Below are 25,535 nucleotides of genomic sequence, written 5' to 3'. Positions count from 1 at the left end.
CATATCGGGTTCAAGCTGCTGGCACGCTTGACGCAAACGGGCTTTTCATGTCGATACGCCGGCAAAGAGGGCCCTCGAAACACCAGATGAACGCGCTGCCAGCAAATCCTCCAGACGAGACCCATGCCGCGCTGCTTGGCCGGCTGGGCAGCCGTTCCGTCGTCTTTGTCGGGCTGATGGGCGCCGGCAAGACCGCGATCGGCCGCAAGGTGGCAACGATGCTGGCGCTGCCCTTCATCGACAGCGACCAGGAGATTGAAAGCGTCTCGCGCATGACCGTTCCGGAGCTGTTCGAGCGCTATGGCGAGACGGAATTCAGAGCACTGGAGCAGCGCGTCATCCTGCGCGTGCTGGAAAACGGCCCACAAGTGCTGTCGACCGGCGGCGGCGCCTTCATGAACGCGCAGACGCGCGAGGCGATCGCTGCCCACGGCGTGTCGGTGTGGCTGAAGGCCGAACTCGACCTTTTGATGGACCGCGTCTCCAAGAAGCAGAACCGGCCGCTCCTGAAAAGCGCTGACCCCCGCGCCGTGCTGGAGCGGCTGATGAGCGAGCGTTATCCGGTCTACGCGACATCTGATGTCACCGTGCCGACCCGCGATGACCGCAAGGAGGTCATCGCCACCGAGGTGGTGGACGCGCTATGCCGGCATTTCGGCATCGATGAGACTGCCGCGACAGGCGAGGTGGAATCGTGAGCGGGGATCAGCCAGTCACCGTCGAAGTCGGGCTTGGCGACCGGACCTACGACATTCTGATCGGCTCCGGCCTGCTGTCGCGCGCCGGCGCGGAGATTTCGCGCCGGCTGCCGGGCACACGCGCCGCGGTCATCACCGACGCCAACGTCGCGGCAGCGCATCTCGATGAGCTGAAGGCCGGCCTCGAAACGAGCGGTATCCAGCCCGCCATCATCACGCTGCCGCCGGGCGAGAAGACCAAGAGCTTTGCCCATCTCGAAGAGGTGGTCGACGGTGTGCTGGCCGCCAGGCTGGAGCGCGGCGACATCGTTATCGCCTTCGGCGGCGGCGTCATCGGCGACCTTGCCGGCTTTGCAGCCGGCATCGTGCGCCGCGGCATGAATTTCGTGCAGGTCCCGACCTCGCTGCTGGCGCAGGTCGATTCCTCGGTCGGCGGCAAGACCGGCATCAACAGTGCGCGCGGCAAGAACCTCGTCGGCGTCTTCCATCAGCCGAAGCTGGTGCTGGCCGACACCGGAGTGCTCGACACGCTGCCGATCCGCGAATTCCGTGCCGGCTATGCCGAGCTTGCCAAATATGGGCTCATCGACCGGCCGGAGTTTTTCGCTTGGCTGGAAGAGAACTGGGCGAAGGTGTTTGCCGGCGGGCCGGAGAGGGTGCGGGCGATTGCCGAAGCCTGCCGCGCCAAGGCCGACGTGGTTGCCCGCGACGAGTTCGAGACCGGCGACCGCGCGCTGCTCAATCTCGGCCACACGTTCGGCCACGCACTCGAAGCCGCCACGCAGTATGACGGAGCCCGCCTCGTCCATGGCGAAGGCGTCGCCATCGGCATGGCGCTGGCGTACCGGTTCTCGTCGCGGCTCAACCTGGCCAGCCCCGACGATGCCGCGCGCGTCGAGGCGCATCTGCGAGCCGTCGGCCTGCCCTGGCGGATAGTCGACATTCCGGGCGATTTGCCTGACGCCGAGGCGCTGCTGGCCTTCATCACCCAGGATAAGAAGGTGTCGCGCGGCGCGCTGACCTTCATCCTGACGCGCGGCATCGGCCAGGCCTTCATCGCCAAGGATGTGCCGGCTTCGGAAGTGCTGTCGTTCCTCAGGGAGAACCATCCAGGCCCGAAGGAAAGCGATCGGAGATGAACGAGACCGGCTGGATTGTCGTCGCTGTCCTTGCCGCCCTCGTCCTGCTGGCCGTTGCCTTGCGCACGCGCCTGCTTGCCGCGTTCGGCTACGAGCTGTCTCGCATCGAGCCGCAGCGCTCGACCCAGGACGAATTGCGCGGCGCGGTCGACGATTTCCGCCGTGACGGCCAGGTGGTGCGCGAGGATCGCGACCGCGTCGGTGGTCTGTTCGATCTCGCCGAGCTCGAAGTCTCCGATATCATGGTTCACCGCACCAACATGCGCTCGGTCAACGCCGACAACGCGCCGGAAGCCGTAGTGCGCGAGATCCTGCAGAGCCCGCACACCCGCATGCCGCTGTGGAAGGGCTCGCTCGACAACATCGTCGGCGTGCTGCATGCTAAGGATCTGCTGCGTGCGCTCAACGAAGTCGGCAACGACTTCTCCAGGATCGATGTGATGAAGATCGCCTCGAAGCCATGGTTTGTGCCCGACACCACGACCTTGCAGGAACAGCTCAATGCCTTCCTGCGCCGCAAGGCGCATTTCGCCGTTGTCGTCGACGAATATGGCGAGGTCGAAGGGCTGGTGACGCTGGAGGACATCATCGAGGAGATCGTCGGCGAGATCGCCGACGAGCATGATGTCGACATCCAGGGCGTCAAGCAGGAGGCCGACGGCTCCGTCGTCGTCGACGGCACGGTGCCGATCCGCGACCTCAACCGGGCGCTTGACTGGAACCTGCCGGACGAGGAGGCCACCACCATTGCCGGCCTCGTCATCCACGAGACGCAGTCGATCCCTGAGGAGAAGCAGGCCTTCACCTTCCACGGCAAGCGCTTCGTCGTCATGAAGCGCGACAAGAACCGGATCGCCAGGCTGAGGATCAGGCCAGCCGGCGACGCTTGAAGCGCGTCGAGAGCCACCATAACCAGCGCAACCGCGGAGCCTCATTCCGCGATCTGGCTGGTCGAGCGTTCGTGGATCGTCGCCCCCGTCTCGGCGTCTACGGCCGCCAAGCTGACATCATAACCCCAAAGCCTGCGGATGTGACGAAGCGTGGCGTCGCGGCTGGCATCCTCGAGAAGGATGCCGTCATTGACCTTGTGCTGCAGTCGCAAATGGCGGTCGCCGAGCAGATCGACATCCATCACCTGAATGTCCGGCCGGTTCGCGCCGAGATCATAACTGTTAGCGAGCGCGGCGCGTATCTTCTCATAGCCGCGTTCGTTGTGGATCGAGGCGACCTGGCAATGCGGTTGGTCGGCAGCGTCGCCGAGCACAAAGAACCGCCATTTCCGGATCAAGGCCGGACTGAGGTACTGGCGGATAAAGGACTCGTCGCGGTGGTCCGCCCAGGCGTCGAGCAGGACCTCGCGCCAGTTGCCGTGGCCGGCTATGTCGGGAAACCAGTCCCGGTCCTCGGCCGTCGGCTCGGTCGAGATGCGCTGAATGTCCTGCATCATATCGAGGCCGAGAGCATAGGGGTTGATGCCGGAAAAGCGCGGATCGTCGAAGGCCGGCTGGAAGACCACGTTGGAATGATTGCGCAGAATTTCGAGCATGGCGCCTTCGCTGATCTGGCCGCGGTCGAACAGCATGTTCATCAGCGTATAGTGGACGAAAGTGGCGCAGCCCTCGTTCATCACCTGTGTCTGCCGCTGCGGATAAAAATATTGTGCTATGACACGAACGATCCTGATGATCTCACGCTGCCAAGGCTCCAGGACCAGGCTGTTCTTTTCCAGGAAATAGAGCAGGTTTTCCTCGGGCAGGTTGAGCGATTTCTTCCGCTCCGGGTCTTGTCCCTTGTTGCTGGCCCCTTGCTGCGAAGGCGGCAGCGTACGCCACAAATCATTGTAGGAGCGCTCCTCGTATTCGAGACGCTCGCGAAGCCCTTCGCGCTGCCGTTCCGACGACAGCTTGGGCGGCCGGTGGTAGCGGAACACGCCCTGCTCCATCAGCGCGTGGGCGGAATCGAGAACAGCCTCGACGGCGGCGAGGCCGTGCCGCTCCTCGCAACGGACAATGTAGCCCTTGGCGAAGTCCAGGTAGCCGAGGATCGCCCCAGCATCCGTCCACTGTTTGAACAGCTGATTGTTCTTGAAGAAATGGTTGTGCCCGAGCGCGGCATGGGCCGTTACCAAGGCCTGCAGGGCCATGGTGTTTTCCTCCATCAGATAGACGATGCAGGGATTGGAATTGATGACCAGTTCATAGGCAAGCCCTCGCCCGCCTTTGCGATAGAGCAGATCCTGGTGGAGGAAATGTTTGCCGAAAGACCAGTGACGGTACATCAGTGGCATGCCGATGGATGAATAGGCGTCGAGCATCTGTTGTGAGGAGATGATCTCCATCTGCACGGGGTAGGTATCCAGATGAAGCTCTTCGACCGCGATTGCCTCGATCGCGTCATAGGCCCGCGACAATGTTTTAAAATCCCAGTCGGACCCTGAAAAAAGCAGGCTGGATTTGCTGGCTTGTCTGGCCATCGGACCCCTCACGCTCTCTTAACGAGAGCCGGCTGTCTGCCGAAGAGCTGGCGAAAGACCGGATAGATATCAGCGGGCGTGGCGATGCGGCTCATCTGGAAGTTCGGCCATCTCAGGTCGATTTTGCTATAGGCACGCCATAGCGATGTGCCGTTTTCGGTCGTGCCGAAGATATGGGCTTCACGCTCGTCGATGATCTCGACATAGGCAAAATACTGGCACAGCCGCATGAGCTTGCCGTTGAGCAATGTTATGCATCGCTCGGAATCGCCGGCGAAATTGTCGCCGTCCGAGGCCTGGGCGGCGTAGATGTTCCATTCGTGGGCAGGGTAACGTTCGTCAATAATGCGGTGCATTTCCTCCAGCGCGGTGGAAACGACAGTGCCGCCGCTTTGCGTGTTGTAGAAAAATGTTTCCTCATCGACCTCTTGGGCCAGGTGCGTGTGGCGGATGAAGACGATCTCGATGCGGGCGTAGCGCCGTTTCAAGAACAGGTGCAGCAGCACGAAGAAGCGCTTGGCCAGATCCTTTTCGCGCTCACCCATCGAGCCGGATACGTCCATCAGACAGAACATGACGGCATTGGCGTTCGGCACAGGTCGGAGATCGAAGCGGTTGAATCGGATGTCGACCGGATCGACATAGGCAATTCGCCTGCGCCGCCGCTCCAGCCGGTCCAGCTCTTCGCGCAACGCCGCAATGCGCTGGCGCGCCGCTGCGCTGGATGGCACCAACTCAAGCGTGGCGATTTCCTGGAGGATCGCGTCCAACTCCTCCTGCTTAGGGCGCCTCAGCGCAATGCGGCGGCCGTGGCTGTTGCGCATCGTGCGCCCAACATTGATGTTGGTCGGTGAACCGGTAGCGGCGAAGCCAGCCCGGCGCGGCTTGAAGGCAAGGATCTCCTTGAGGTTGAGCTTGACCATGTCTGGGAGTTCGAGATCCTCGAAGAAAAGATCGAGCACCTCTTCGCGTGACAGCACGAAACGAAAATCGTCCTCAGATGCCGTGTTTCCCGGGGACGACGCTCCCGCGCCTCCGCCGGGCTTGGGGATCAGGTCTCCAGGGGAGAAATGCTTGTTGCCTGGCAGGATGTGCTGGCGCCTGCCGCTGTTCCAGGCGTTGTTGAAGCTCGGCTCGCCCGTGCCTCTTTCGGGCATGGGCACGGCGTGCTCGGCATCCACGTCGGCGATCCTGCCGGTGCGGATCTGATCGCGTATACTCCGCTTCAGTTCCTCGCGCGCACGCCTGAGAAAGCGCTGGCGATTGCCGAGGCTCTTGTCCTTTGGATTCAGGCGACGGTCGATGAAGATCGGCATGAAACCATCCGGGCTCTCTCAGCCCGCCTTGTTCACTCGCATGTACCAGTCCACAAGGCGACGCACCTGCCGCTGGGTGTAGCCGCGCTCGACCATCCGCTGCACGAATTCATTGTGACGTTTTTCCGTGACGCTGTCCTGCTTGGAACCGAAGCTGATCACCGGCAAGAGATCCTCGACCTGTCCGAACATCCGCTTCTCGATGACTTCACGCAGCTTTTCATAACTCGTCCATGACGGGTTGCGCTCGTGGTTTCTTGCGCGCGCGCGCAAGGTGAACTTCACCACCTCGTTGCGGAAATCCTTGGGATTGGCGATGCCGGCCGGTTTTTCGACCTGCGACAATTCCTTATCCAATACCTCGCGATTGAGAACCTGGCCGGTATCGGGATCCTTGTAGTCCTGATCCTCGATCCAGGCATCGGCATAGGCGATGTAACGGTCGAAGAGGTTCTGGCCATACTCGCTGTATGATTCCAGATAGGCCTTCTGGATTTCGTGGCCGATGAACTCGGCATAGCGCGTTGCCAGTTCCGACTTGATGAACTCGAGGTAGGCAGCTTCCGTCTCCTTTGGAAACTGCTCGCGCTTGATCGCCTCTTCCAGGATGTACATCAGATGCACAGGATCGGCAGCCACCTCCTTCGTATCGTAGTTGAATGTCTGCGACAGGATCTTGAAGGCGAAGCGTGTGCTGACGCCGGTCATGCCTTCGGCGACGCCGGCGGCGTCGCGATATTCCTGAACCGACTTCGCCCTGGGGTCGACGTCCTTCAGGTTTTCGCCGTCATAGGCGCGCATCTTGGTGTAGAGTGGCGAATTGTCATGCTCGGCAAGGCGGGTCGAGACGGTGAACCGGCTGAGAATGTCCAGCACCTCGGGGGCGCAGGGGCTGGCGGCCAATTCGCTCTCCCGCAGCAGCTTCTCGTAAATCTGCCTCTCTTCGGTGATCCGCAGACAATAGGGCACCTTGACCACGAGGATGCGGTCGAGAAAGGCCTCATTGTTCTTGTTGTTCTTGAACTGCTGCCATTCCGATTCGTTGGAATGGGCCACGATGATCCCCTGGTAGGGAAAGGCGCCGAAATTCTCGGTGCCGTTGTAGCTGCCCTCCTGGGTCGCGGTCAGCAGCGGATGCAGGACCTTGATAGGCGCCTTGAACATCTCGACGAATTCAAGCAGGCCCTGGGTGGTCCGGTTCAGTCCGCCGCTGAAGGAATAGGCGTCCGGATCGGACTGGCTGAAATTTTCCAATTGCCGGATGTCGACCTTGCCGACCAGGGCCGAGACGTCCTGATTGTTCTCATCGCCGGGCTCGGTCTTGGCGATGGCGATCTGGCGCAATCGCGAAGGCATCAGCTTGACCACGCTGAACTTGGAAATATCACCGGACAGTTCGTCGAGGCGCTTGGCCGCCCATGGCGAAATGAGCCCGTTCAACCGGCGCCGGGCAATGCCGTATTTATCCTGCAGCAGGTCGCCCATGCGATCGGGATGGAAAAGGCCAAGTGGCGATTCGAAAACCGGGCTGACCTGGTTGCCGACCTTCAGCGTGTAGATCGGGCGCTGCTCCATCAATTTCTTCAGCCGTTCGGCAAGGGAGGATTTGCCGCCACCGACCGGGCCTAGGAGATAGAGTATCTGCTTGCGCTCCTCGAGCCCCTGGGAGGCATAGCGAAAGTAGCCGGCGATGCGCTCGATCGTGTCCTCCATGCCATAGAAATCTGCAAAGGAGGGGTACACCTTGACGGTCCGGTTGGAGAAAATGCGGCCAAGCCGCTCATCCTTACTGGTGTCGACCAGGTTCGGCTCGCCGATCGCCTCGACCATCCGTTCAGGCGCCGAGGCATACATCGATCTGTCTTCTCGGCAGGCAAGGAGATATTGCTGGAGGCTGATCTCCTCCTGCGCCGCGCCCGTATAAATTTCCGAAAACAGATCGAAGACGTCAGACTGGTTCTCTCGCATGATGTTCTTGCCCTCGGAGCCGTTCTGGGTGCCTGACGGCTCATCATAGATTCAACTGCTGGAAAGCATTGTGGTTCCCTTCACATGAAGGAGAGCGCGAGCATCTGGCATTGAAACCCGGGGACACCACTCATGTGGCTGGAATGCTTGCCCAAATACTTAGGTGGTGATGGCCAGATGAGACCGTCAAGGGGCAGATATTGATTTCGTGAACTGAACTGCAAGGGCAGTGCATTTGATGCGGCCTGATGCTGCGAGAGTTGCGCCCCGATGCGAGTTCGACGAAGCCGGTTGATCCGGCCTCCTCTACCCAAAAGCTCGAGTGCCATTCGAGGTTCGGATCGATGATCGATCGCCGAGCCAGACCTCTGGGTATTACCAATCCTTAACTGGACGCTCGTGGCGCCTGCGGGCACTGTTGGCCTACACGGTCGGGAGACCATGATGATCGATCGACGAAGCTTCATTCTGGCCTCCGCGGCGGCGATGCTGCCATTGGGAGCATCGGCCGCGCGGCGCCCGCGCCAACCCGCGCCAAAAACCTTCGATTACGGGCCGGCCAAGCTCGACATCTATGCGCCCGAGGGCGCGAGCGGCATGCCGGTCGTCTTTTTCGTCCATGGCGGCACCTGGCAGTTCGGCAAACGCAGCCAGGTCGACGCCAAGCCGGCCTTCCTGCTCGCCAACGGCTTCTGCTTCGTCTCCATCGATTACCGCCTGTTGCCTAAGGCCGATGTCGCCACCCAGGCCAGCGACGTCGAAAAAGCCTATGCCTATGTGCGCGCCAACATTGCCCAGCATGGCGGCGACCCCAACCGCATGGTCGGCATGGGCCATTCAGCCGGCTGCCATTTGATTGCATTGACCGGCATGCGCGGCGGGTTGCCTGGCATAGCTGCGCTCATCCTCGACGACACCAGGGCCTATGATCTTGCAGCGCTTGCCGAAAATGGCGGCATGGTGCGGGTCTATGCGCGCGTGTTTTCCGACCCCTCGCAATGGGCGGCACTTTCGCCGGCCAGCTATGTCGACGGCCGCAAGCATCCGCCGACCTTCATTGCCTATTCGCGCGCCTCGGGGCGTGGCGAGGAGTCGAAGGCCTTTGCCTCGCGCCTGCGCGCCACCGGTACCAAGGTCACCGTGTTCGACGGCAGCGCCTATACGCACATGTCGATCAATCGCGATTTCGGCGAGGACGGCGACGCGCTGACCGCTGCCGCGCTGGCATTCCTGAAATCGACGGTCGGCTGATCCCGAGCCTCCCGAGGCAGCTGCATCAGCGCGACTGGATCAGATCAAAAGCACTGGCGGGATATTGCCGCGCGGGCGCCCGCGGGTGCAATTGCTCTCTTCGATCGGGAGAGAATCTCATGAACGGCGCCGATGTCCTGTGTGACGTGCTTCTGGCCAATGATGTGACGGTCTGCTTCGCCAACCCCGGCACGTCCGAAATGCATTTCGTTGCCGCACTTGACCGGAAACCCGAGATGCGTTGCGTGCTCGGCCTGTTCGAGGGGGTGGTGACCGGTGCCGCCGACGGTTATGCGCGGATGACCGATCGCCCCGCCGCGACGCTACTGCATACCGGTCCCGGCCTGGCCAATGGTCTCGCCAACATGCACAATGCGCGGCGCGCGCTCAGCCCGATGATCAACATTGTCGGCGACCACGCCTCCTACCACCTGCCGCTCGATGCTCCGCTCACCAGCGATATCGAAGGCCTTGCGACACCGATGTCGAACTGGGTAGGCCGCGTCAAAGGACCGGCGGATATCGCGCCGGCCGCAGAGGCCGCCTTCCGCGCCTCGCTGGCCCCACCAGGTGTCGCGACGCTGATCCTGCCGGCGGATGCCGCCTGGGGTGAAGTCGGGGCGGTCTCGGTTGGCAAGGTGAGGCTGGCGCCGCCGCCAGCCATCGATATGGACGTCGTACGAAAGATCGCCGCGGCGATCCGTGCCGCTCCGGGTCGCGTCGGCATGGTCGTTCGCGGGAAGGCCGCACGAGCCGATGCGCTTGCTATCGCCGGGCAGATCTCGACGGCCAGCGATGTCCGTCTGTTCAGCGACGTCCTGATCGCGCGGATGCAGCGCGGGCGCGGGCGTGTCGCGCCGACCCGCATCCCCTATCCGGTCGATGCGGCGACGGCTGTACTCAGGGATATCGACGTTCTGATCCTGGTCGGCGGGAAGGAACCCGTTGCCTTCTTTGCCTATCCGGGAAAACCGGGACGGCTTGTCCGTGAGGGTTGCCAGGTGCTGGCGCTGGCAGCCCACGGCGACGATCTGCATGCAGCGCTGGAGGCGCTTCGCGACGAACTTGGCATAAAGCCGACGCAACAACAGGTGTTCGCAACCGCTTTCCCCGACGAGGGAACGCCCACCGGAAGGCTGACGGAAGATGCCATCGCATTGTCGGTGGCGCGAAAGCTTCCCGTGGATGCGATCGTCTGCGACGAGGCGGTCACTTCGGCGCGGCGTTTCTTCGCGCTGTCGGCCTTTGCCGCGCCGCACGACTACATGATGGGCACAGGCGGATCGATCGGTGGAGGCATTCCGATGGCGACGGGGGCGGCAATCGCCTGTCCGGAGCGCAAGGTGATCAATCTGGAGGCCGACGGCAGCGGCATGTACACGGTGCAGGGATTGTGGACCCAGGCGCGGGAAAAGCTCGACGTGGTGACGATCGTCTTTGCCAACCGAACCTACGCGATCCTGCATGGCGAGATGAAGAATGTCGGTGTCAACGCCATCGGCGAGAACGCCAGGCGCATGCTCGACCTCGACCATCCGTCGCTGGACTGGGTCTCGCTGGCCAAAGGGATGGGCGTCGAGGCGGCTCGCGCCGATACATGCGAACGCTTCGATGCGCTGCTGGACAGCGCCTTGTCGCGGCGCGGACCGTTCCTTATCGAAGCGGTGCTCTGAGCGCGGCGGCGCCGACCTACCAGCGCGTCTTTTCGCCGGGAGCCGCCGGTTCGATCGCCAGTGCGTGAACGCCTGCCTTCAGTTCGTCGGCTAGCAGTTCGTTGACGGCGCGGTGACGGTCGATACGGCTCATGCCGGCAAAGGCGGATGAGACGACGCGGACGCGAAAATGCGTCTCGCCGGTGCCGTCATAGGTGCCGTGATGGTCGGAGCCGTCGTGGTGATGACCGGCATGGAGATGGCTCTCGTTGATGATGACCAGCCGCTCCGGCGAAAGTGCCTTGTTGAGCTTGTCTTCCATGGTCGTCTGTGTGGACATCGCCGTCTCCCTTCACCACATATGGCTGGCACATCAGCCTTGAAACCGAAAATCGGTCCGTGCAAAGCCGCTGCCGCGCAACAAAATCCGCCATTCGCCTGCTTTATGCCGCGATTCAGCGGTTAGGGCGATGATCGCGAAAATGTCAATTCTTGTTTCGCATCTGCGAACGCCCCATAAATGGGTTAGATGAAGCCGTACCCCAAATATTTCGAGAAGATTCGCGTCCGCCCCGACAAGGACGCGGAGCTGAAGTCGCACTCGCCGATTTGCCAGTGGGACGGCTGCAAGGAAGCGGGCACCCATCGTGCGCCGGTCGGGCGTATGAAGGAGGGCGAGTATTTCCGCTTCTGCTTCGACCATGTGCGCGAGTACAACAAGGGCTTCAACTATTTCTCCGGCGTGCCGGACACCGAGGTCGCGCGCTTCCAGAAGGAGGCGATGACCGGTCACCGGCCGACCTGGAAGATGGGCGTCAACGGCGCCTCGACGCGTTCGTCGCCGGATATGGCGCAGCTGCGTTCCGGCCGCGCCGGCTACTATAATCGCATGCGCGACCCGTTCGACCTGTTCAAGGGGCCGAAGGATCCGCGCGAGGCGCGCGAGCGCAAGGCCAAGCCGCTTGAGGCCAAGGCGCTGGAAACGCTTGGCCTTGATACAAAGGCGACTGGCAAGGAGATCAAGGCGCGCTATAAGGAACTGGTGAAACTCCACCATCCGGATGCGAATGGTGGCGACAGAGGTTCGGAAGACCGGTTCCGCGATGTGCTGCAAGCCTATCGCGTGCTCAAACAGGCGGGCCTGTGCTGAGCGACCATTCGGTTCGTGTCGTTTTCCAACTTTCATAAGGTTGGAAAAGGCTCTAAGACCGCCCCCGGACAAAATCGATTGCCGGCGAAATCAGGCTTTTCGCCCGTGGAGATGTTGAGAGATATGAACAAGGTCGATCGTGACATCGCCAACCTGCCCGACACAACGGTGTCGGTGAAGGAAAAATTCGGTTTCGAGTCCAAGATGGTGGTGCCGGCCTATTCGGTGACATCAGAGCATGTTCCCGACATCGATCCGGACTATCTGTTCGAAAAGAACACGACGATGGCGATCCTTGCGGGCTTTGCCTACAACCGCCGCGTCATGGTGTCGGGCTATCACGGCACCGGCAAGTCGACCCATATCGAACAGGTCGCCGCCCGCCTCAATTGGCCCTGCGTGCGCGTCAACCTCGACAGCCATGTCAGCCGTATCGATCTCGTCGGCAAGGACGCGATCGTCGTCAAGGACGGGTTGCAGATCACCGAATTCCGCGACGGCATCCTGCCCTGGGCCTATCAGCACAATGTCGCGCTGTGCTTCGACGAGTATGATGCCGGCCGCCCGGATGTGATGTTCGTCATCCAGCGCGTGCTGGAATCGTCGGGCCGGCTGACGCTGCTCGACCAGAGCCGGGTCATTCGTCCGCATCCGGCGTTCCGGCTGTTTTCGACCGCCAACACGGTCGGCCTGGGCGACACCACTGGCCTTTATCACGGCACCCAGCAGATCAACCAGGCGCAGATGGACCGCTGGTCGATCGTCACCACGCTGAACTATCTGCCGCACGACAATGAAGTCGCCATCGTGCTGGCCAAGGCCAAGCACTATCGCGACGTCAAGGGCAAGGAGATCGTCAACAAGATGGTGCGCGTCGCCGACATGACGCGCTCGGCCTTCATCAATGGCGATCTGTCGACCGTGATGAGCCCGCGTACCGTCATCACCTGGGCCGAGAATGCCGAGATTTTCGGCAATATCGGCATGGCGTTCCGGCTGACCTTCCTCAACAAGTGCGACGAGCTGGAACGCTCGGTGGTGGCCGAGTTCTATCAGCGCGCCTTCGGCGAGGATCTGCCGGAATCAGCGGCGAATGTCGTGCTGGGCTAAGCAGAGTCTCGATGGCGGGTCCGGGCGACAATACGCGCAACAAGTCGAAGACGGGGTCTGAAGCCGACAGCTTCAAGCGCGCCGTCACCGTCTGCATGCGCGCCATCGCCGGCGACAAGGAATTGGAAGTCGGTTTCGCCAAGGACAGGCCGGCGTTCGCCGGCAGCCGAGCCCGGTTGCCCGAATTACCGAAGAAAGCGTCGAAGACCGACATCGCGATTACACGCGGGCTCGGCGATTCCATGGCGCTGAAGCGTGCCTGCCACGACGTTCGCATCCACACCAAGCTGGCGCCGGAAGGCAAGGCGGCCCGTGCCATCTATGATGCGGTCGAGCAGGCCCGTGTCGAGGCGATCGGCTCACGCGCCATGCAGGGCGTCGCCGACAATATCGGCTCGATGCTGGAGGACAAATACGCCAAGGCGAACCTTGTCGACGTCAAGGACAAGGCCGACGCGCCGATCGAGGAAGCACTCGCCCTGATGGTGCGCGAGAAGCTCACCGGCCGGCCGATCCCGAAAAGCGGCGAGCGGCTGGTCGAACTCTGGCGCCCTTGGGTCGAGGAAAAGGCCAAGGCCGATCTCGACGGACTTTCCGCCAAGCTCGGCGACCAGCAGGCGTTTGCCCGCGTCGTGCGCGAGATGCTCGCCTCCATGGAAATGGCCGAGGAACTCGGCGACGACCAGGAGACGGAAGACTCCGAGGACAATGACGACAACCAGCCGCAAGGCGAGGAGCAGAGCGAGGAGGGCGGCGAAGACGCTTCCGGCTCCGAGCAGTCGCAGTCCGAGGATGCCGAGGCTTCGGCCGATGACGAGCAGTCAGCCGAGACGGAAGCCTCCGACGCCACCGCCGACGACCTGTCCGATGATGACGATGCGGATGCCGAGACGCCCGGCGAGGCGCGCCGCAACGACAATCCCTTCACCAATCTGCCGAAGGAAATCGACTACAAGGTCTTCACCACTGCTTTCGACGAGACGGTCGGGGCCGAGGAGCTTTGCGAAGAAGAAGAGCTCGACCGGCTGCGCGCCTTCCTCGACAAGCAGCTTGCCAATCTGTCCGGCGTGGTCGGGCGGCTCGCCAACCGGCTGCAGCGGCGGTTGATGGCACAACAGAACCGCTCCTGGGATTTCGACCTGGAAGAGGGCTACCTCGACCCGGCGCGGCTGGTGCGCGTCGTCATCGATCCGATGCAGCCGCTATCCTTCAAGCAGGAGCGCGACACCAAATTCCGCGACACGGTGGTGACGCTGGTGCTCGACAATTCCGGCTCGATGCGCGGACGGCCGATCACGGTCGCCGCCACCTGCGCCGATATCCTGGCGCGCACGCTGGAGCGTTGCGGCGTCTCGGTCGAGATCCTCGGCTTCACGACCCGTGCCTGGAAGGGCGGGCAGGCGCGCGAGAAATGGCTGAAGGACGGCAAGCCGCCGAATCCTGGCCGGCTCAACGATTTGCGCCATATCATCTACAAGTCGGCCGACCATCCGTGGCGGCGGGCACGGCGCAATCTCGGGCTGATGATGCGGGAGGGCCTGCTCAAGGAAAACATCGACGGCGAGGCGCTGCTGTGGGCGCACAACCGCCTGATCGCCCGGCCGGAACAGCGCAAGATCCTGATGATGATCTCGGACGGCGCGCCGGTCGACGATTCGACGCTGTCGGTCAATCCGGGCAACTATCTCGAACGCCATCTGCGCGCCGTCATCGAGCTGATCGAGACGCGTTCGCCGGTGGAACTGCTGGCCATCGGCATCGGCCATGACGTCACGCGCTACTACCGTCGTGCCGTCACCATCGTCGATGCCGAGGAACTGGCCGGCGCCATGACCGAGCAGCTGGCTTCGCTGTTTGCCGAGGAAAGCGCGAAGGATACGCGGCGCGGCGGCATGCGGCGCGCCGGATGATCTTTTCGCGCGGCGGCTTTCAGCAGACGCTTTTCGCCGCAATCGCCCTGCTTTCCGGCGTGGCTTCGGCGGCAGCCGGCTCGGCTGATTCCACCTCGGTCGAACCGGTCGAAATCTTGGCCCGACCGATCGCCGAATTCCACATTGGCCATGCCGACAAGCAGTTCGGCCCGCTCGAATTCGTCGGCGGGCTGGAGATGACCTCGCCGACGCGCGATTTCGGCGCGCTGTCGGCCTTCCGTTTCCTGAAAGCCGGCGGCGACTTCATCGGCGTTGCCGACACCGGCTTCTGGTTCTTCGGCACGGTGGTCCGCGACGCCGACAAGCGGCCGTCCGGCATCCAGAATTTCCGCATGCAGCAGATGGTCGACGAGACCGGCCGGCCGATCGACAAGAAATGGGAGGTCGATGCGGAAGGCCTCGCGGTCAAGGACGGCATTGCCACCATCGGCTTCGAGCGCAGCCACCGCGTCGCCCAGTTCAAGATCGACGCCAACGACATGAAGGCGCCGTTCAGGCAGCTGGATTTCGTGGTTCCGGCCCAGGAATTGCGCCAGAATCGCGGCTTCGAGACCGTCACCCATGCCAATGCCAACGGCCAGCATGAGGGTGGGCTGGTCGTGGTCTCCGAGAAGAGCCTCGACAAGGCCGGCAACATCTATGCTGCCATCATCGAAGGGCCGCACAAGGGCGTCTTCACCGTCAAGCGCAATGGCGATTTCGACATCACCGACGGCGCTTTCCTGCCGGATGGCGACCTGCTGCTTCTGGAGCGCAGCTTCTCGATGGCCCGCGGTGTCAAGATGCGGCTGCGGCGCATCTATGGTGAGAGTGTAGAAAAGGGTGCCGTCGCTGACGGGCCGGTGCTGCTGGAGGCCGACATGGGCTACCAGATCGACAATATGGAAGGGCTCGACGTCTGGACCCGCGACGACGGCGCGCTGATCGTGTCGCTGATCTCCGACGACAACCACTCGACCCTGCAGCGCAACCTCTACCTGGAATTCATTCTCCATCAGGATTGAGCAACGCCGATCCGGCGGGCACGCTCGGGTTTTCCCGATAGCCGCTCATCCTGGCGCCTACCTAACAAGCCATTGAAGTTGAACGATTTTCCGGTCACGCTTTCCTTGGCCAAAATACTTTAGTGTAGGCTTGACAATTTGTGGATCGAGCACAATACTCAAGGCCATGCTTAACTATTCCGAGATCGACAGCATCCTTCGCGCCCTTGTCGAGCCGACACGCCGGCAGATCCTGGAAAGGTTGAGTCGTGGGCCGGCCACTGTCAGCCAGCTGGCGGAGCCGTTTGGAATGACCTTCGCGGCAGTCCTGCAACATTTGCAGACGCTGGAGGCCTGCGGGCTGATCCGCAGCGAAAAGATCGGGCGGGTGCGCACCTGCCGGATCGAGCCGGGCGGGCTTGCCCCGCTCGCCGACTGGATTACCGAACGCCGCTTACCGGCGGAACGCCACCTCGACAGGCTCGGCCAGATCCTGGCCGAGACAGACCAATCCCCCAAGAAAAATCAGGACCAGTAAAAGGACGAACAGACATGAATCAGATCGACCCCGTGAAAGACGAGCATTCCGTCATCCATTCCACCTTCACCATCGAGCGGACCTATCCGCAATCGCCCGAACGCGTCTTCCACGCCTTCGCCGACAAGGCCACGGTGCGGCGCTGGCGGGTTGAAGGCGATGGCTTTGCGATCGCCGAATTCAGCTTCGACTTTCGCGTTGGCGGTGGCGAGGTGTCGCGGTTCAGCTATGCCGGCGGTCCGGAGATCAGGCTCGACGCGCAGTTCCAGGACATCGTTCCCGACCAGCGCATCGTGTTTTCATACCGCATGGCAATCGGGCCGCAGCCACTGTCGGCATCATTGACAACAGTCGAACTTGCCCAGTCCGGCAACGGCACGCGGCTGACCTATACCGAGCAGGGCGCCTTTTTCGACGGTGTCGATTCCGCCAAGGGACGAGAAGAAGGAACCCGTGGGTTGCTGGAAGCCCTCGGCGCGGAACTTCAGAAGTCGGAGTAAACTTGGCTGAGTACCATCTGCGGTCGACCCGCCCAGCCTCCGGTCAGGATCGTGAGCAGTTGGTGGCTATCCAGATGACATGGCGGGCGCCACGCTTGCCGTTGGCGCGGGTGTTGACCTCCTCAACAGCGAAGCCTGCCTGCTTCAGCCGCCGCGTGAAGCCGCTGTCGGGGCCTTGCGACCACACCGCCAGCACGCCACCCGGCTTGAGGGCGGTGCGGGCAGCTCCGAGACCTTGCAGGCTGTAAAGCGCATCGTTGGATTTGTGGACGATGCCTTCGGGACCGTTGTCGACATCAAGCAGGATGGCGTCCCAAGCTGCGGGGGCCGAGCGTATCAGCTGCCCGACATCGGTCTCCTGGATGGTGACGCGCGGATCATCGAGACAGCCGCCAAAGATTTCAGCCATCGGACCGCGTGCCCAGGCGACGACCGCCGGCACCAGCTCCGCGACGACAATGTTGGCATCATTGCCGAGTTCAGCAAGTGCGGCGCGCAGCGTAAAGCCCATGCCGAGCCCGCCGATGAGGATTGTTGGCTGCCGCCGGCCGGCAATCCGCTCGCAGGACAATCTTGCCAGCGCTTCCTCGGAGCCGCTGAGGCGGCTGTTCATCAACTCGTTGGTGCCGAGCATGATCGAGAATTCTGACCCGCGCCGCTTGAGGCGAAGCTCCTGCGCGCCATCCGGGGCCTTTGCCGAATCGAGCTGGACCCACGGGATCATGGTTTAAGCCGCAACCGCCGGCTGGCTCCAGCGGGCGGCGAGCAGCCGGTAGGGGATCAATGCCACCACGGCGATGATCAGTTTCACGCTGAGGTCGCCAAGTGCCCAGGAAACCCAGCGCATGGCGTCGACATGGAACACGCCCATCAAAGGTGCGGTTTCCAGCGCAAAACTGTCGTTCGGACCAGCGAAGGCAAAGGCGGCCGAGAAGGCGACGGTGAAGAACATGGCGGTGTCGAACACCGATCCGACCAGCGTGCCGATGATCGGCGCGCGCCACCAGCTCTGCCGGCGCAGCCGGTTGAAGACAGTCACATCGAGCAATTGCGCGGCAAGGAACGCCGCGCCGGAGGCGGCTGCGATCCGCACCAGCCGGCCGGCGGAGGTCTCGAATTCGATGAGGCCGTGGCGAAACAGGAAGGGTGGGACAACGATCGAGCAGACCACCGCCGTCATGAAGCCGACAAAGACGATCCTGCGCGCCACGGTGGGCCCGTAGCGGCGGTTGGCGAGGTCGGTGACCAGGAAGGAGAAGGGGTAGGTGAAGGCGCCCCAGGTCAAAAGGTCGGCCAGCGACAAGCCACCGATCTGGCCCTGCATCGGGAATTGCACGAGAATGTTCGACGCCACGACGACAAGCGCCATGGCGGCCACGAATGGCAGGTATCGCGAGAAGGAAGTCATTTTTTTATCCTGGGTAATGGAACCAGCGGAGCGTCATGCCAAAACCCGGATCACGCTCGCTTCGTAATTTGAGCACCGGATTGCCGAAACCTTGCGGCTTCGATCCGATGCCCAAGGCCAACAAGAGGTCGTCCCCCGCCTTTGAACGAAATTAAGCGGCAGCCTGCTCGGCGGTCTTCTTGGCGATCTGCTTCTTCAACAGACGGGCGCGCTGCGACAATTCCTTGATGTCGGCCTTGGCCAGGAAGGCGTCGAGGCCGCCGCGATGTTCGACCGAACGCAGCGCGTTGGCCGAGATGCGCAGGCGCACATTCTGGTTCAGCGCTTCCGAAATCAGCGTCACATTGACGAGATTCGGCAGGAAGCGACGCTTGGTCTTGTTGTTGGCGTGGCTCACATTGTTGCCGGACATGACTGCCTTGGCAGTGAGTTCGCAGGTGCGGGACATTGTTCTAACCTTCAGTTCTCGGGGTCTGCCAAACCTTTGTGCCCACGCCGGGTGGCGCGCGGTTCTGGTCAGGCGGCCTTATGGAAAAAGTTGGCGTTCCATAGTTGCATTTAGCCGGGGCGTCAAGCTCCGGCTTCCCCACGGACGCGCCCGGCATTTCATATTAAGGCCGGAATTCATCCTATAAGCGGTCTGACAGGGACATGCCAGACCGGAGTTGCCCACCTCCGGCCGAAAATCAAGGACCCGATCCGCCATGCTTCGTTCGTCTCATGCCCTTGCTGCCCTGCTCGCCATTGCCTTTCCGTCCGCGGCTACAGCTGCCTCGCCACAGTCGTTCAAGGGCGAGTACACGGTATCGTTCCTTGGCCTTTCGATAGCGAAATCAACGTTTTCCAGCCGCTACGAGAATGGCGCCTATGCGATCGAAGGCAGCGTCACCGCAGCGGGTCTGGCCAAACTGTTCGACGACACGCGTGGCACGGTCTCGTCCAAAGGCACGATTGCGGGCAAGAAGATGGTGCCACAGGCGTTCCGCGCCGATTACACTTCCGGCAAGAAGGCATCGGTGGTCGATATTCGCTTTGCCAATGGCACGGTCACCTCGACGCAGGTCGTCCCGACGCCGGGCAAGCGCGACCCCAAGAGCTGGGTGCCGATCAGTGCCGGCGACCTGGCCTCGGTGCTAGACCCGATGGCCGCCACCGTCATCCATGCCGACAGCCTCGACCAGGTCTGTGGCCGCACGGTGAAGTTCTATGACGGCGAGATGCGCGCCAACCTGACGCTGGCCTACGCTTCGAAAGGCACGATCTCGGTGCCGGGTTACAAGGGCGATACGGTCACTTGCCGGATGGGCTTCGAGCCGGTGGCGGGCTACCGCAAGGGCCGCAAGGCGCTCAACTATCTCAAGAACCGCAGCCGCATGATGGTGACGTTTGCACCGCTCGGTCAAACCGGCGTATATGCGCCGATACACGCCACGGTGGGCACGCAGATCGGCACCTTGACCATCAGCGCCGGGCGTTTCGAAGCAGTACAATAGGCGCGCCACTGGGGACAGAATGGGGCGCGCCACTGGAGACAGAATGGCGCGCGCAACACTGATCGGTTTTTCGGCGGTCGCCATGTGGGCGCTGCTGGCGCTGCTTACCGATGCATCGGGCCAAGTGCCGCCGTTCCTGCTGTCGGCGATCACCTTCTCGATCGGCACTGGCGTTGGGCTCGTCGCGCGGCTGTTCATGCCTGCGCCCGACAAGAGTCAGAAAATACCGCCGCAAGTTTGGCTGATCGGCATTGCCGGCCTGTTCGGCTACCATTTCTTCTACTTCACCGCGCTGCGCAACGCGCCGGCGGTGGAGGCGAGCCTGATCGCCTATCTGTGGCCGCTGCTGATCGTGCTCGGTTCGGCGCTGATGCCGGGCGAGCGCCTGGCCTGGAACCATGTCGTCGGCGCGCTGCTCGGCCTGGCCGGCACCGTGCTGATCGTCACCAAGGGCGGTGGGCTGGCCTTCGACGCGCGCTATGCCTTCGGCTATGCCATGGCCGCCGTCTGCGCTTTGCTGTGGTCGTCCTATTCGCTGTTGTCGCGGCGCTTCCCATCGGTGCCGACCAGCATCGTCACCTGGTTCTGCGCGGCGACCGCGGTGCTGTCGCTCGCCTGCCACCTTGCGCTGGAACAAACGGTGCTGCCTGAGGGCGCCGGCCAGTGGCTGGCCGTGCTCGGCCTTGGCCTGATGCCGGTGGGCGCCGCCTTCTACGCCTGGGACATCGGCGTCAAGCGCGGCAACATCCAGGTGTTGGGTGCTGCGAGCTATGCAGCGCCGCTGTTGTCGACGCTGGTGCTGATCGTGGCCGGCGTCGCCGAGCCGTCGCTGCGCATTCTCGCAGCCTGCGTGCTCATTACCGGCGGTGCGGCGCTCGCGGCAAAGTCGCTGTTCCTGCGCAAGCCGGTCGCGACCGGAGCCGGGGCATCCGAAGGCGGAGCCGGGGCATGACGATGCCGTTTGCGGGCGGCATCGACGCCAATGCCAATGCGACGCTGATCTTTTCGCTGGCAGCGGCGGTGATCTATGCCTTCACGCTTGGCATGCCGCCGACGCTCGCCCGCTCGGCGGCAAAGACGCTCGCCGTGGCGATGCTTGCTGTGCTGGCGGCGCTGCAAGGCGGCCCGCTACTGCTGGTCGCAGCCCTCGCGCTCAGCGCCGTTGGCGACGCCTTCCTGTCGCGCGACGGCGAAAAGGCCTTTCTCGGCGGGCTGGCCAGTTTTCTCATCGCGCACATCGTCTATGTCGCGCTGTTCCTGCGCAGCGGTAGCGGACTGGGAGTGCTTGGCGCCGAATCGTGGCGCGGAGCGATTGCGCCCGCATTGGTCGTCTTTGCACTCGTCATGCTGGTGGCGCTGTGGCGCCGCGTCGGCCCCGGTCTGCGCGTTCCGATCACCGTCTATATCGCTGGGATCCTGGCGATGGGCGTTTCGGCGCTCACCACCAGCGACGTCTGGGTGATCGGCGGTGCCCTGTTGTTCATGGCATCCGACGGGCTGCTGGCCACGGACAAATTCCTGGTGGCTGCCATCTCGCCGCACCGCGCCTGGATGCGCTTTGCGGTCTGGGTGCTCTACTACGCCGCCCAACTCGCGATCACGCTAGGCTTCCTGCTAAATCAGGGTTCTTATTGAGTTAAAGGTTGTTCGGCTGCCAGCCGGGTGCTGCCAGCTCAAAGGCAGCAAAATCAAAGCCCGGCGCGACGGTGCAGCCGACCAGCGTCCATTCGCCCAGGCTGTGCGCCGATTGCCACCAGCCTGCCGGCACGACGATCTGCGGCCGCTCGCCGGCGGCGAGATCGATGCCGAGCACCTGCTCTATAACGGCGCTGCCTTTCTCCCACATCGCCAGCGCCAGCGGGGCGCCGGCATGGAAATGCCAGACCTCGGCGGCGTCCTTGACCCGGTGCCAGGCCGAGACCTGATGCTGTTCCAGCAGGAAATAGATCGCGGTCGAATGGCCGCGCGCGCCGCCGGCGCCATCGCGAAAGGTCTCGGCGTACCAGCCGCCTTCCGGATGCGGTTTCAGGCCGAGCGTCGCGACGATTTCGGCTGAACTGGTCATGGCGTCGACGATACCATCGGGCTCTAGAAATTATCCTTGCGCTTGCGGATCTCGGCAAAAACCTCGGCGTCCGAGGCTTTCTCCAGCCCAAGATGCTTGCGGATCGCCGGATCGTGCCAGCGCAGGAAGGGATTGGTCGACAGTTCCTCGCCGATCGTCGTCGGCAGCGTCGGCTTGTCGGCGGTGCGCAGCGCCTCGATCTTGGCGGCGCGTTCCTTCAGCGCCGAATTGGTCGGGTCGACGGTCAGCGCGAAACGGGCGTTGGAGAGCGTGTATTCGTGGCCGCAATAGATGACGGTTTCAGCCGGAAGTGCCGCCAGCTTCTTCAGCGAATCATACATGACCGGCGGCTTGCATTCGAACAGCCGCCCGCACCCCAGTGCAAACAGCGTGTCGGCGGTGAATGCCACTTTCGACGACGGCAGATAGTAGGACACGTGGCCGGCGGTGTGGCCGGGCGTGGCAATCACCTCAATCCGCTCATCGCCGAGATGAAGGACTGAACCGCCTTCGACGGTTTCGTCGATGCCGGGAATCTTGGCTTTTTCCGCTTCCGGGCCGACGATGCGCAGCTTGAAGCGCTCCTTCAGCGCCAGATTGGCCTCGACATGATCGACATGGTGATGCGTCGTCAGGATCATCGTCGGCGTCCAGCCGGTACGCTTGATCGCGGCCAGGATCGGGGCTTCCTCGGGCGCATCGATGATCGCGGTCTGACCGCTTTTGGGGTCATGCACCAGCACGCCGAAATTATCGCTGCGGCACATGAACTGTTCGATTTCGACCGGCATCGCATGTCTCCATTAGAGCGCCGTGCGTCCAGTTGGACGCACAAGGACGCTCTAACACTTTTTATCTGCTGCATCGTGCTTTCCGAAATCGAAACCGATTTTCGGGCCGATGCAGAAGTCGCCGCAGACATAGGGCGCTGGCGCACGGATGTCATCCCAGGATGTTGAATGTCATTCCCGGAACGTCGGGCTCATCAAGGCCTTTTGTTGAAACCCGCTGATATCACGGCTACATCCCTGCCATGCATTCCGACATCGTCGATCTTCGCTCCTTCTATTCGACAACGCTGGGCCGGTTCGCCGAGCGTTCGATCACCATGGCATTGTCGTCGATATGGGCAACCGTACCCAACGAGCGGCTGGTCGGTCTCGGATACACCTTGCCGTGGCTGGAGCGCTTCGGCACTGACGCCGAGCGGGTCTTCGCCTTCATGCCGGCGACGCAAGGCGCCGTGGTGTGGCCGGCGACAGGGCCGACAGCCACGGCACTGGTCTTCGACGAGGAACTGCCGCTGGTCGATTCCTGCATAGACCGCATGCTGCTCGTCCATTCACTCGAACATGTCGAGAACCCGCGTGAAACGCTGAACGAGATCTGGCGTGTGCTGTCGCCGGCGGGGCGCGTGGTCATCGTCGTGCCCAACCGGCGCGGTGTCTGGGCGCGCTTCGAGCACACGCCGTTCGGCAATGGCCGGCCTTTTTCGCGCGGGCAGCTCACCGAATTGCTGCGCGAGGCGAATTTCACGCCCGCTGCCTGGTCTGATGCGCTGTTCTTTCCGCCCTCGCGGCGGCGCTTCATGATGCGGTTCCACAATGTGCTTGAACGCGCCGGCCGGCGGCTGTGGCCGATCTTTTCCGGGGTCATTGTCGTCGAGGCGCAGAAGCGGCTCTATCAAGGCGTGCCGGTCGCCCAGCGCGCGTCGCGGCGTGTCTTCGTGCCGGTGCTGTCGCCGCATGGCGCCACCCGGCTCGGCCGCCGGAATGAGGCCGGGGATGCCAAGCCATCGGTTGCGCGGGTGACGGCTTCGTGATCACGGCAAGAGTGCCTGGCGACGTTTCCCTGCCTATCTGTCGCAAGTGGACTGACAGCCCGTTTGGCAGCCCATTCTAACGACGGATGCCTTCAAGTCTCTCGAACCGGTTTCAGCACTGAACGCAAGGACCTCGGCTATGGCTGATCAACCGGACAACGCCGCCGCCGCTCAGCCGGTTGCCGTGGCGGTCGAAGCCAGCAGCCTGCGCGATCAGGTGGCGACGATCAGGCGGGCGCTGGCGGGATCGCCGGTTCGCAAGTGGTTGCTCTGGACATCGGTTGGCATCATGGCCGTGATCATCGCAACGTCGATCGGCCAGGTTCTGCTCAACCGCTGGAATCAGCCTTTCTACGATGCGCTTGCGCGCCGCGACATGGCGGCCTTTCTGCACCAGCTTCTCGTCTTTGCGGCGATAGCCGGTGGACTTCTGGTGCTCAACATCGGCCAGACCTGGCTCAACCAGATGATCAGGCTCAAGCTGCGCGAGGCGCTGACGCTCGACCTGATCGACCAATGGATGCGGCCGGCGCGCGCCTTCCGGCTGGCCAATGCCGGCGCCATAGGCGTCAATCCCGACCAGCGCATGCAGCAGGACGCCGCGCATCTTTCCGACCTTTCGACGGATCTCGGCGTCGGCCTGCTGCAGTCGTGCATCCTGCTCGTGTCCTTCGTCGGCGTGCTGTGGCAGCTGTCCTCGGGCTTCGTGTTCCATATCGGCGGGACCTCGCTGGCCATACCGGGCTACATGGTTTGGGCCGCCATCCTCTATGCCGGCACCGCCTCCTGGCTGAGCTGGCTGGTCGGACGCCCGCTCATCAGCCTGAACAGCAACCGTTACACACGCGAAGCCGAACTGCGCTCCTCGATGGTGCGCGTCAACGAGAATGTCGATGCCATTGCGTTGTACCATGGCGAGGCCGACGCCAGGCGACGGCTTGAACTCGACCTCGGCACGGTGCTGGGCGCCATGCGGCGCATCTACAGCGCCCAGATCAACCTGTCCTGGGTGACCGACACCTACGGCTGGATCACCGTCGTGGCGCCCATCCTGGTTGCCTCACCGGTCTATTTCTCAGGTGATATCAGCTTTGGCGGACTGATGATGGCGGTCGGCGCCTTCAACCAGGTCCACTCTTCCTTGCGATGGTTCATCAACAACATCGGCAGCATTGCCGATTGGCGCGCCACGTTGATGCGTGTCGCCGACTTCCGCATCGCGCTCGATGAAACCGATGTGCTGCACGACACGGAAAAGCGCATCGCCTTTGATGAAAACGCCAATGGCAGTCTGACTTTCGAGAAGCTTGAAGTGGCCTCGCCGGAGGGCTGCACCAAGCTCGCCGACCAGCATGTCGAAATCCGTGCCGGCGAGCGCATCATGATCACAGGCGACCGGGGTGCCGGCAAGACGCTGTTCTTTCGCGCCATTGCCGGCCTGTGGCCATGGGGAAGTGGGCGGATCGGCCTGCCTGTGGGAGAAACCCCCATATTCGTACCGCGCGTCCCGTATTTCCCGGTCGGTACGTTGCGCGAGGTGCTCGATCATCCGAACGGAGCTGCGCCGGCGAGCGATGCCGACATTTCGGCGGTGCTTGCCGAGGTCGGTCTTGAACGGCTGTCGTCCTCGCTCGACCGAGCCGGGCGCTGGGACCACGAGCTGGGCGATGATGAACAGCGCTCGCTGGCCTTCGCCAGGCTCGCCTTGCGGCAGCCGAAATGGGTGATCATCGACGAAGCGCTGGATGCGTTCGACGGCCCGTCGCTTCGACGCGTGCTGTCGATGCTCGAGAAGCGTTTGCCGGGGACCGCGATCCTCAACATCGGGCGCGGCCAGCACAACAATCACTTCTTCTCGCGCGCCTTGACGATCGTCAAGGATTCCGGTGCGCCGGCCCTAAAGCCCGCCCGTATCAGGGCCGGCGCGATCGAACCGCCGCCAGTCGCCGCCCATCGCAAGACATAGGCCGATTTCGGCTTACCGGTGCCAAGCTTTATTTTGCCGTGATCGCGAGTGAAGCTCTCTGGGAGAAACAAC

25 protein-coding genes are annotated in these 25,535 nt (G+C 62.7%); 16 read left to right on the top strand and 9 right to left on the bottom strand.

Features of this window, described 5'->3' with window-relative positions:
- Positions 1-86 precede the first annotated feature (86 nt).
- The 3 genes from ACFOJ9_RS28940 to ACFOJ9_RS28930 are packed head-to-tail and all read left to right on the top strand — an operon-like array spanning position 87 to position 2,727.
- Positions 87-698, top strand: coding sequence for a shikimate kinase (locus tag ACFOJ9_RS28940; RefSeq protein WP_378983958.1), 612 nt, complete (start codon positions 87-89; stop codon positions 696-698).
- Complete coding sequence (gene aroB / locus ACFOJ9_RS28935; protein ID WP_378983956.1) at positions 695-1,837, top strand: 3-dehydroquinate synthase; 1,143 nt, start codon at positions 695-697, stop codon at positions 1,835-1,837. The genes ACFOJ9_RS28940 and aroB overlap by 4 nt, the downstream gene beginning before the upstream one ends.
- Positions 1,834-2,727 (top strand): HlyC/CorC family transporter, encoded by an 894-nt coding sequence (locus ACFOJ9_RS28930; RefSeq protein ID WP_378983954.1) that lies wholly within the window; start codon positions 1,834-1,836, stop codon positions 2,725-2,727. Before aroB ends, ACFOJ9_RS28930 begins: the two co-directional genes overlap by 4 nt.
- Before the next feature lie 41 nt (positions 2,728-2,768).
- Here the strand turns inward: ACFOJ9_RS28930 and ACFOJ9_RS28925 are convergent, their stop codons facing one another.
- Genes ACFOJ9_RS28925 through ACFOJ9_RS28915 form a run of 3 tightly spaced genes read right to left on the bottom strand, consistent with a single transcriptional unit; the run spans position 2,769 to position 7,594 of the window.
- A complete protein-coding gene (locus ACFOJ9_RS28925) occupies positions 2,769-4,310 on the bottom strand; it encodes a SpoVR family protein (RefSeq protein ID WP_378983951.1) in 1,542 nt (513 codons plus the stop codon).
- A gap of 8 nt (positions 4,311-4,318) precedes the next feature.
- Entirely contained in the window at positions 4,319-5,626 is a 1,308-nt protein-coding gene (locus ACFOJ9_RS28920; protein ID WP_378983949.1) for a YeaH/YhbH family protein, read from the bottom strand.
- Positions 5,627-5,644: 18 nt separating this feature from the next.
- On the bottom strand, positions 5,645-7,594 hold the full coding sequence (locus ACFOJ9_RS28915) for a PrkA family serine protein kinase (protein WP_378983947.1): 1,950 nt from the start codon (positions 7,592-7,594) through the stop codon (positions 5,645-5,647).
- A gap of 444 nt (positions 7,595-8,038) precedes the next feature.
- On the opposite strand from ACFOJ9_RS28915, the gene ACFOJ9_RS28910 reads away from it, so the two are divergent.
- A complete protein-coding gene (locus ACFOJ9_RS28910; RefSeq protein WP_378983945.1) occupies positions 8,039-8,845 on the top strand; it encodes an alpha/beta hydrolase in 807 nt (268 codons plus the stop codon).
- 119 nt (positions 8,846-8,964) lie between these two features.
- Positions 8,965-10,518, top strand: coding sequence for an acetolactate synthase large subunit (locus tag ACFOJ9_RS28905; RefSeq protein WP_378983942.1), 1,554 nt, complete (start codon positions 8,965-8,967; stop codon positions 10,516-10,518).
- A 16-nt stretch (positions 10,519-10,534) separates the two neighbouring features.
- On the opposite strand, the gene ACFOJ9_RS28900 is transcribed toward ACFOJ9_RS28905, so the two are convergent.
- Entirely contained in the window at positions 10,535-10,837 is a 303-nt protein-coding gene (locus ACFOJ9_RS28900; protein WP_378983940.1) for a BolA family protein, read from the bottom strand.
- A 189-nt stretch (positions 10,838-11,026) separates the two neighbouring features.
- Here ACFOJ9_RS28900 and ACFOJ9_RS28895 point away from each other — a divergent pair, with 189 nt between their 5' ends.
- From ACFOJ9_RS28895 to ACFOJ9_RS28870, 6 genes are all read left to right on the top strand, one after another.
- Positions 11,027-11,647, top strand: a complete 621-nt coding sequence (locus tag ACFOJ9_RS28895) for a J domain-containing protein (RefSeq protein WP_136620370.1) — start codon at positions 11,027-11,029, stop codon at positions 11,645-11,647.
- Positions 11,648-11,770: 123 nt separating this feature from the next.
- Positions 11,771-12,757 carry a cobaltochelatase subunit CobS gene (gene cobS / locus ACFOJ9_RS28890; RefSeq protein WP_378983937.1) on the top strand — a complete coding sequence of 329 codons (987 nt, stop codon included), beginning with the start codon at positions 11,771-11,773 and terminating at the stop codon, positions 12,755-12,757.
- A gap of 11 nt (positions 12,758-12,768) precedes the next feature.
- The gene (gene cobT, locus ACFOJ9_RS28885; protein ID WP_378983935.1) at positions 12,769-14,667 is read left to right on the top strand and encodes a cobaltochelatase subunit CobT; all 1,899 of its coding nucleotides are present in this window, start codon (positions 12,769-12,771) and stop codon (positions 14,665-14,667) included.
- Positions 14,664-15,692, top strand: a complete 1,029-nt coding sequence (locus ACFOJ9_RS28880; protein WP_378983932.1) for an esterase-like activity of phytase family protein — start codon at positions 14,664-14,666, stop codon at positions 15,690-15,692. Before cobT ends, ACFOJ9_RS28880 begins: the two co-directional genes overlap by 4 nt.
- A 166-nt stretch (positions 15,693-15,858) precedes the next feature.
- Positions 15,859-16,209 carry an ArsR/SmtB family transcription factor gene (locus ACFOJ9_RS28875; protein ID WP_378983929.1) on the top strand — a complete coding sequence of 117 codons (351 nt, stop codon included), beginning with the start codon at positions 15,859-15,861 and terminating at the stop codon, positions 16,207-16,209.
- Between the two features lie 14 nt (positions 16,210-16,223).
- Complete coding sequence (locus ACFOJ9_RS28870) at positions 16,224-16,709, top strand: SRPBCC family protein (RefSeq protein ID WP_378983926.1); 486 nt, start codon at positions 16,224-16,226, stop codon at positions 16,707-16,709.
- A gap of 43 nt (positions 16,710-16,752) precedes the next feature.
- On the opposite strand, the gene ACFOJ9_RS28865 is transcribed toward ACFOJ9_RS28870, so the two are convergent.
- The 3 genes from ACFOJ9_RS28865 to rpmB form a co-directional block, all read right to left on the bottom strand.
- Positions 16,753-17,433, bottom strand: a complete 681-nt coding sequence (locus ACFOJ9_RS28865; protein ID WP_378983924.1) for a spermidine synthase — start codon at positions 17,431-17,433, stop codon at positions 16,753-16,755.
- Between the two features lie 3 nt (positions 17,434-17,436).
- Entirely contained in the window at positions 17,437-18,117 is a 681-nt protein-coding gene (locus tag ACFOJ9_RS28860; protein WP_378983921.1) for a queuosine precursor transporter, read from the bottom strand.
- Positions 18,118-18,268: 151 nt separating this feature from the next.
- Positions 18,269-18,565 carry a 50S ribosomal protein L28 gene (rpmB, locus tag ACFOJ9_RS28855; protein WP_378983919.1) on the bottom strand — a complete coding sequence of 99 codons (297 nt, stop codon included), beginning with the start codon at positions 18,563-18,565 and terminating at the stop codon, positions 18,269-18,271.
- A 256-nt stretch (positions 18,566-18,821) separates the two neighbouring features.
- Here rpmB and ACFOJ9_RS28850 point away from each other — a divergent pair, with 256 nt between their 5' ends.
- From ACFOJ9_RS28850 to ACFOJ9_RS28840, 3 genes are read left to right on the top strand one after another with little or no spacing between them, the layout of a single operon-like run.
- Positions 18,822-19,610, top strand: a complete 789-nt coding sequence (locus ACFOJ9_RS28850; protein WP_378983917.1) for a DUF3108 domain-containing protein — start codon at positions 18,822-18,824, stop codon at positions 19,608-19,610.
- 43 nt (positions 19,611-19,653) lie between these two features.
- Complete coding sequence (gene yddG, locus ACFOJ9_RS28845) at positions 19,654-20,562, top strand: aromatic amino acid exporter YddG (protein ID WP_378983915.1); 909 nt, start codon at positions 19,654-19,656, stop codon at positions 20,560-20,562.
- The gene (locus ACFOJ9_RS28840) at positions 20,559-21,245 is read left to right on the top strand and encodes a lysoplasmalogenase family protein (RefSeq protein ID WP_378983913.1); all 687 of its coding nucleotides are present in this window, start codon (positions 20,559-20,561) and stop codon (positions 21,243-21,245) included. The genes yddG and ACFOJ9_RS28840 overlap by 4 nt, the downstream gene beginning before the upstream one ends.
- A gap of 1 nt (position 21,246) precedes the next feature.
- Here the strand turns inward: ACFOJ9_RS28840 and ACFOJ9_RS28835 are convergent, their stop codons facing one another.
- Together ACFOJ9_RS28835 and gloB are read right to left on the bottom strand one after the other, a co-directional pair.
- On the bottom strand, positions 21,247-21,675 hold the full coding sequence (locus tag ACFOJ9_RS28835) for a cupin domain-containing protein (RefSeq protein WP_378983910.1): 429 nt from the start codon (positions 21,673-21,675) through the stop codon (positions 21,247-21,249).
- Between the two features lie 23 nt (positions 21,676-21,698).
- Complete coding sequence (gloB, locus tag ACFOJ9_RS28830) at positions 21,699-22,466, bottom strand: hydroxyacylglutathione hydrolase (RefSeq protein ID WP_378983907.1); 768 nt, start codon at positions 22,464-22,466, stop codon at positions 21,699-21,701.
- A gap of 242 nt (positions 22,467-22,708) precedes the next feature.
- Between gloB and ACFOJ9_RS28825 the strand changes: the two genes are divergently transcribed.
- A complete protein-coding gene (locus ACFOJ9_RS28825) occupies positions 22,709-23,497 on the top strand; it encodes a class I SAM-dependent methyltransferase (RefSeq protein WP_378983904.1) in 789 nt (262 codons plus the stop codon).
- Between the two features lie 139 nt (positions 23,498-23,636).
- Positions 23,637-25,463: an ABC transporter ATP-binding protein/permease gene (locus ACFOJ9_RS28820; protein WP_378983901.1), complete on the top strand. Its 1,827-nt coding sequence runs from the start codon at positions 23,637-23,639 to the stop codon at positions 25,461-25,463.
- The last annotated feature ends 72 nt before the right edge of the window (positions 25,464-25,535 follow it).

The organism is Mesorhizobium cantuariense, from assembly GCF_042647205.1.
Classification (GTDB): domain Bacteria; phylum Pseudomonadota; class Alphaproteobacteria; order Rhizobiales; family Rhizobiaceae; genus Mesorhizobium; species Mesorhizobium cantuariense.
This window is presented reverse-complemented; position numbering and strand designations above follow the sequence as displayed.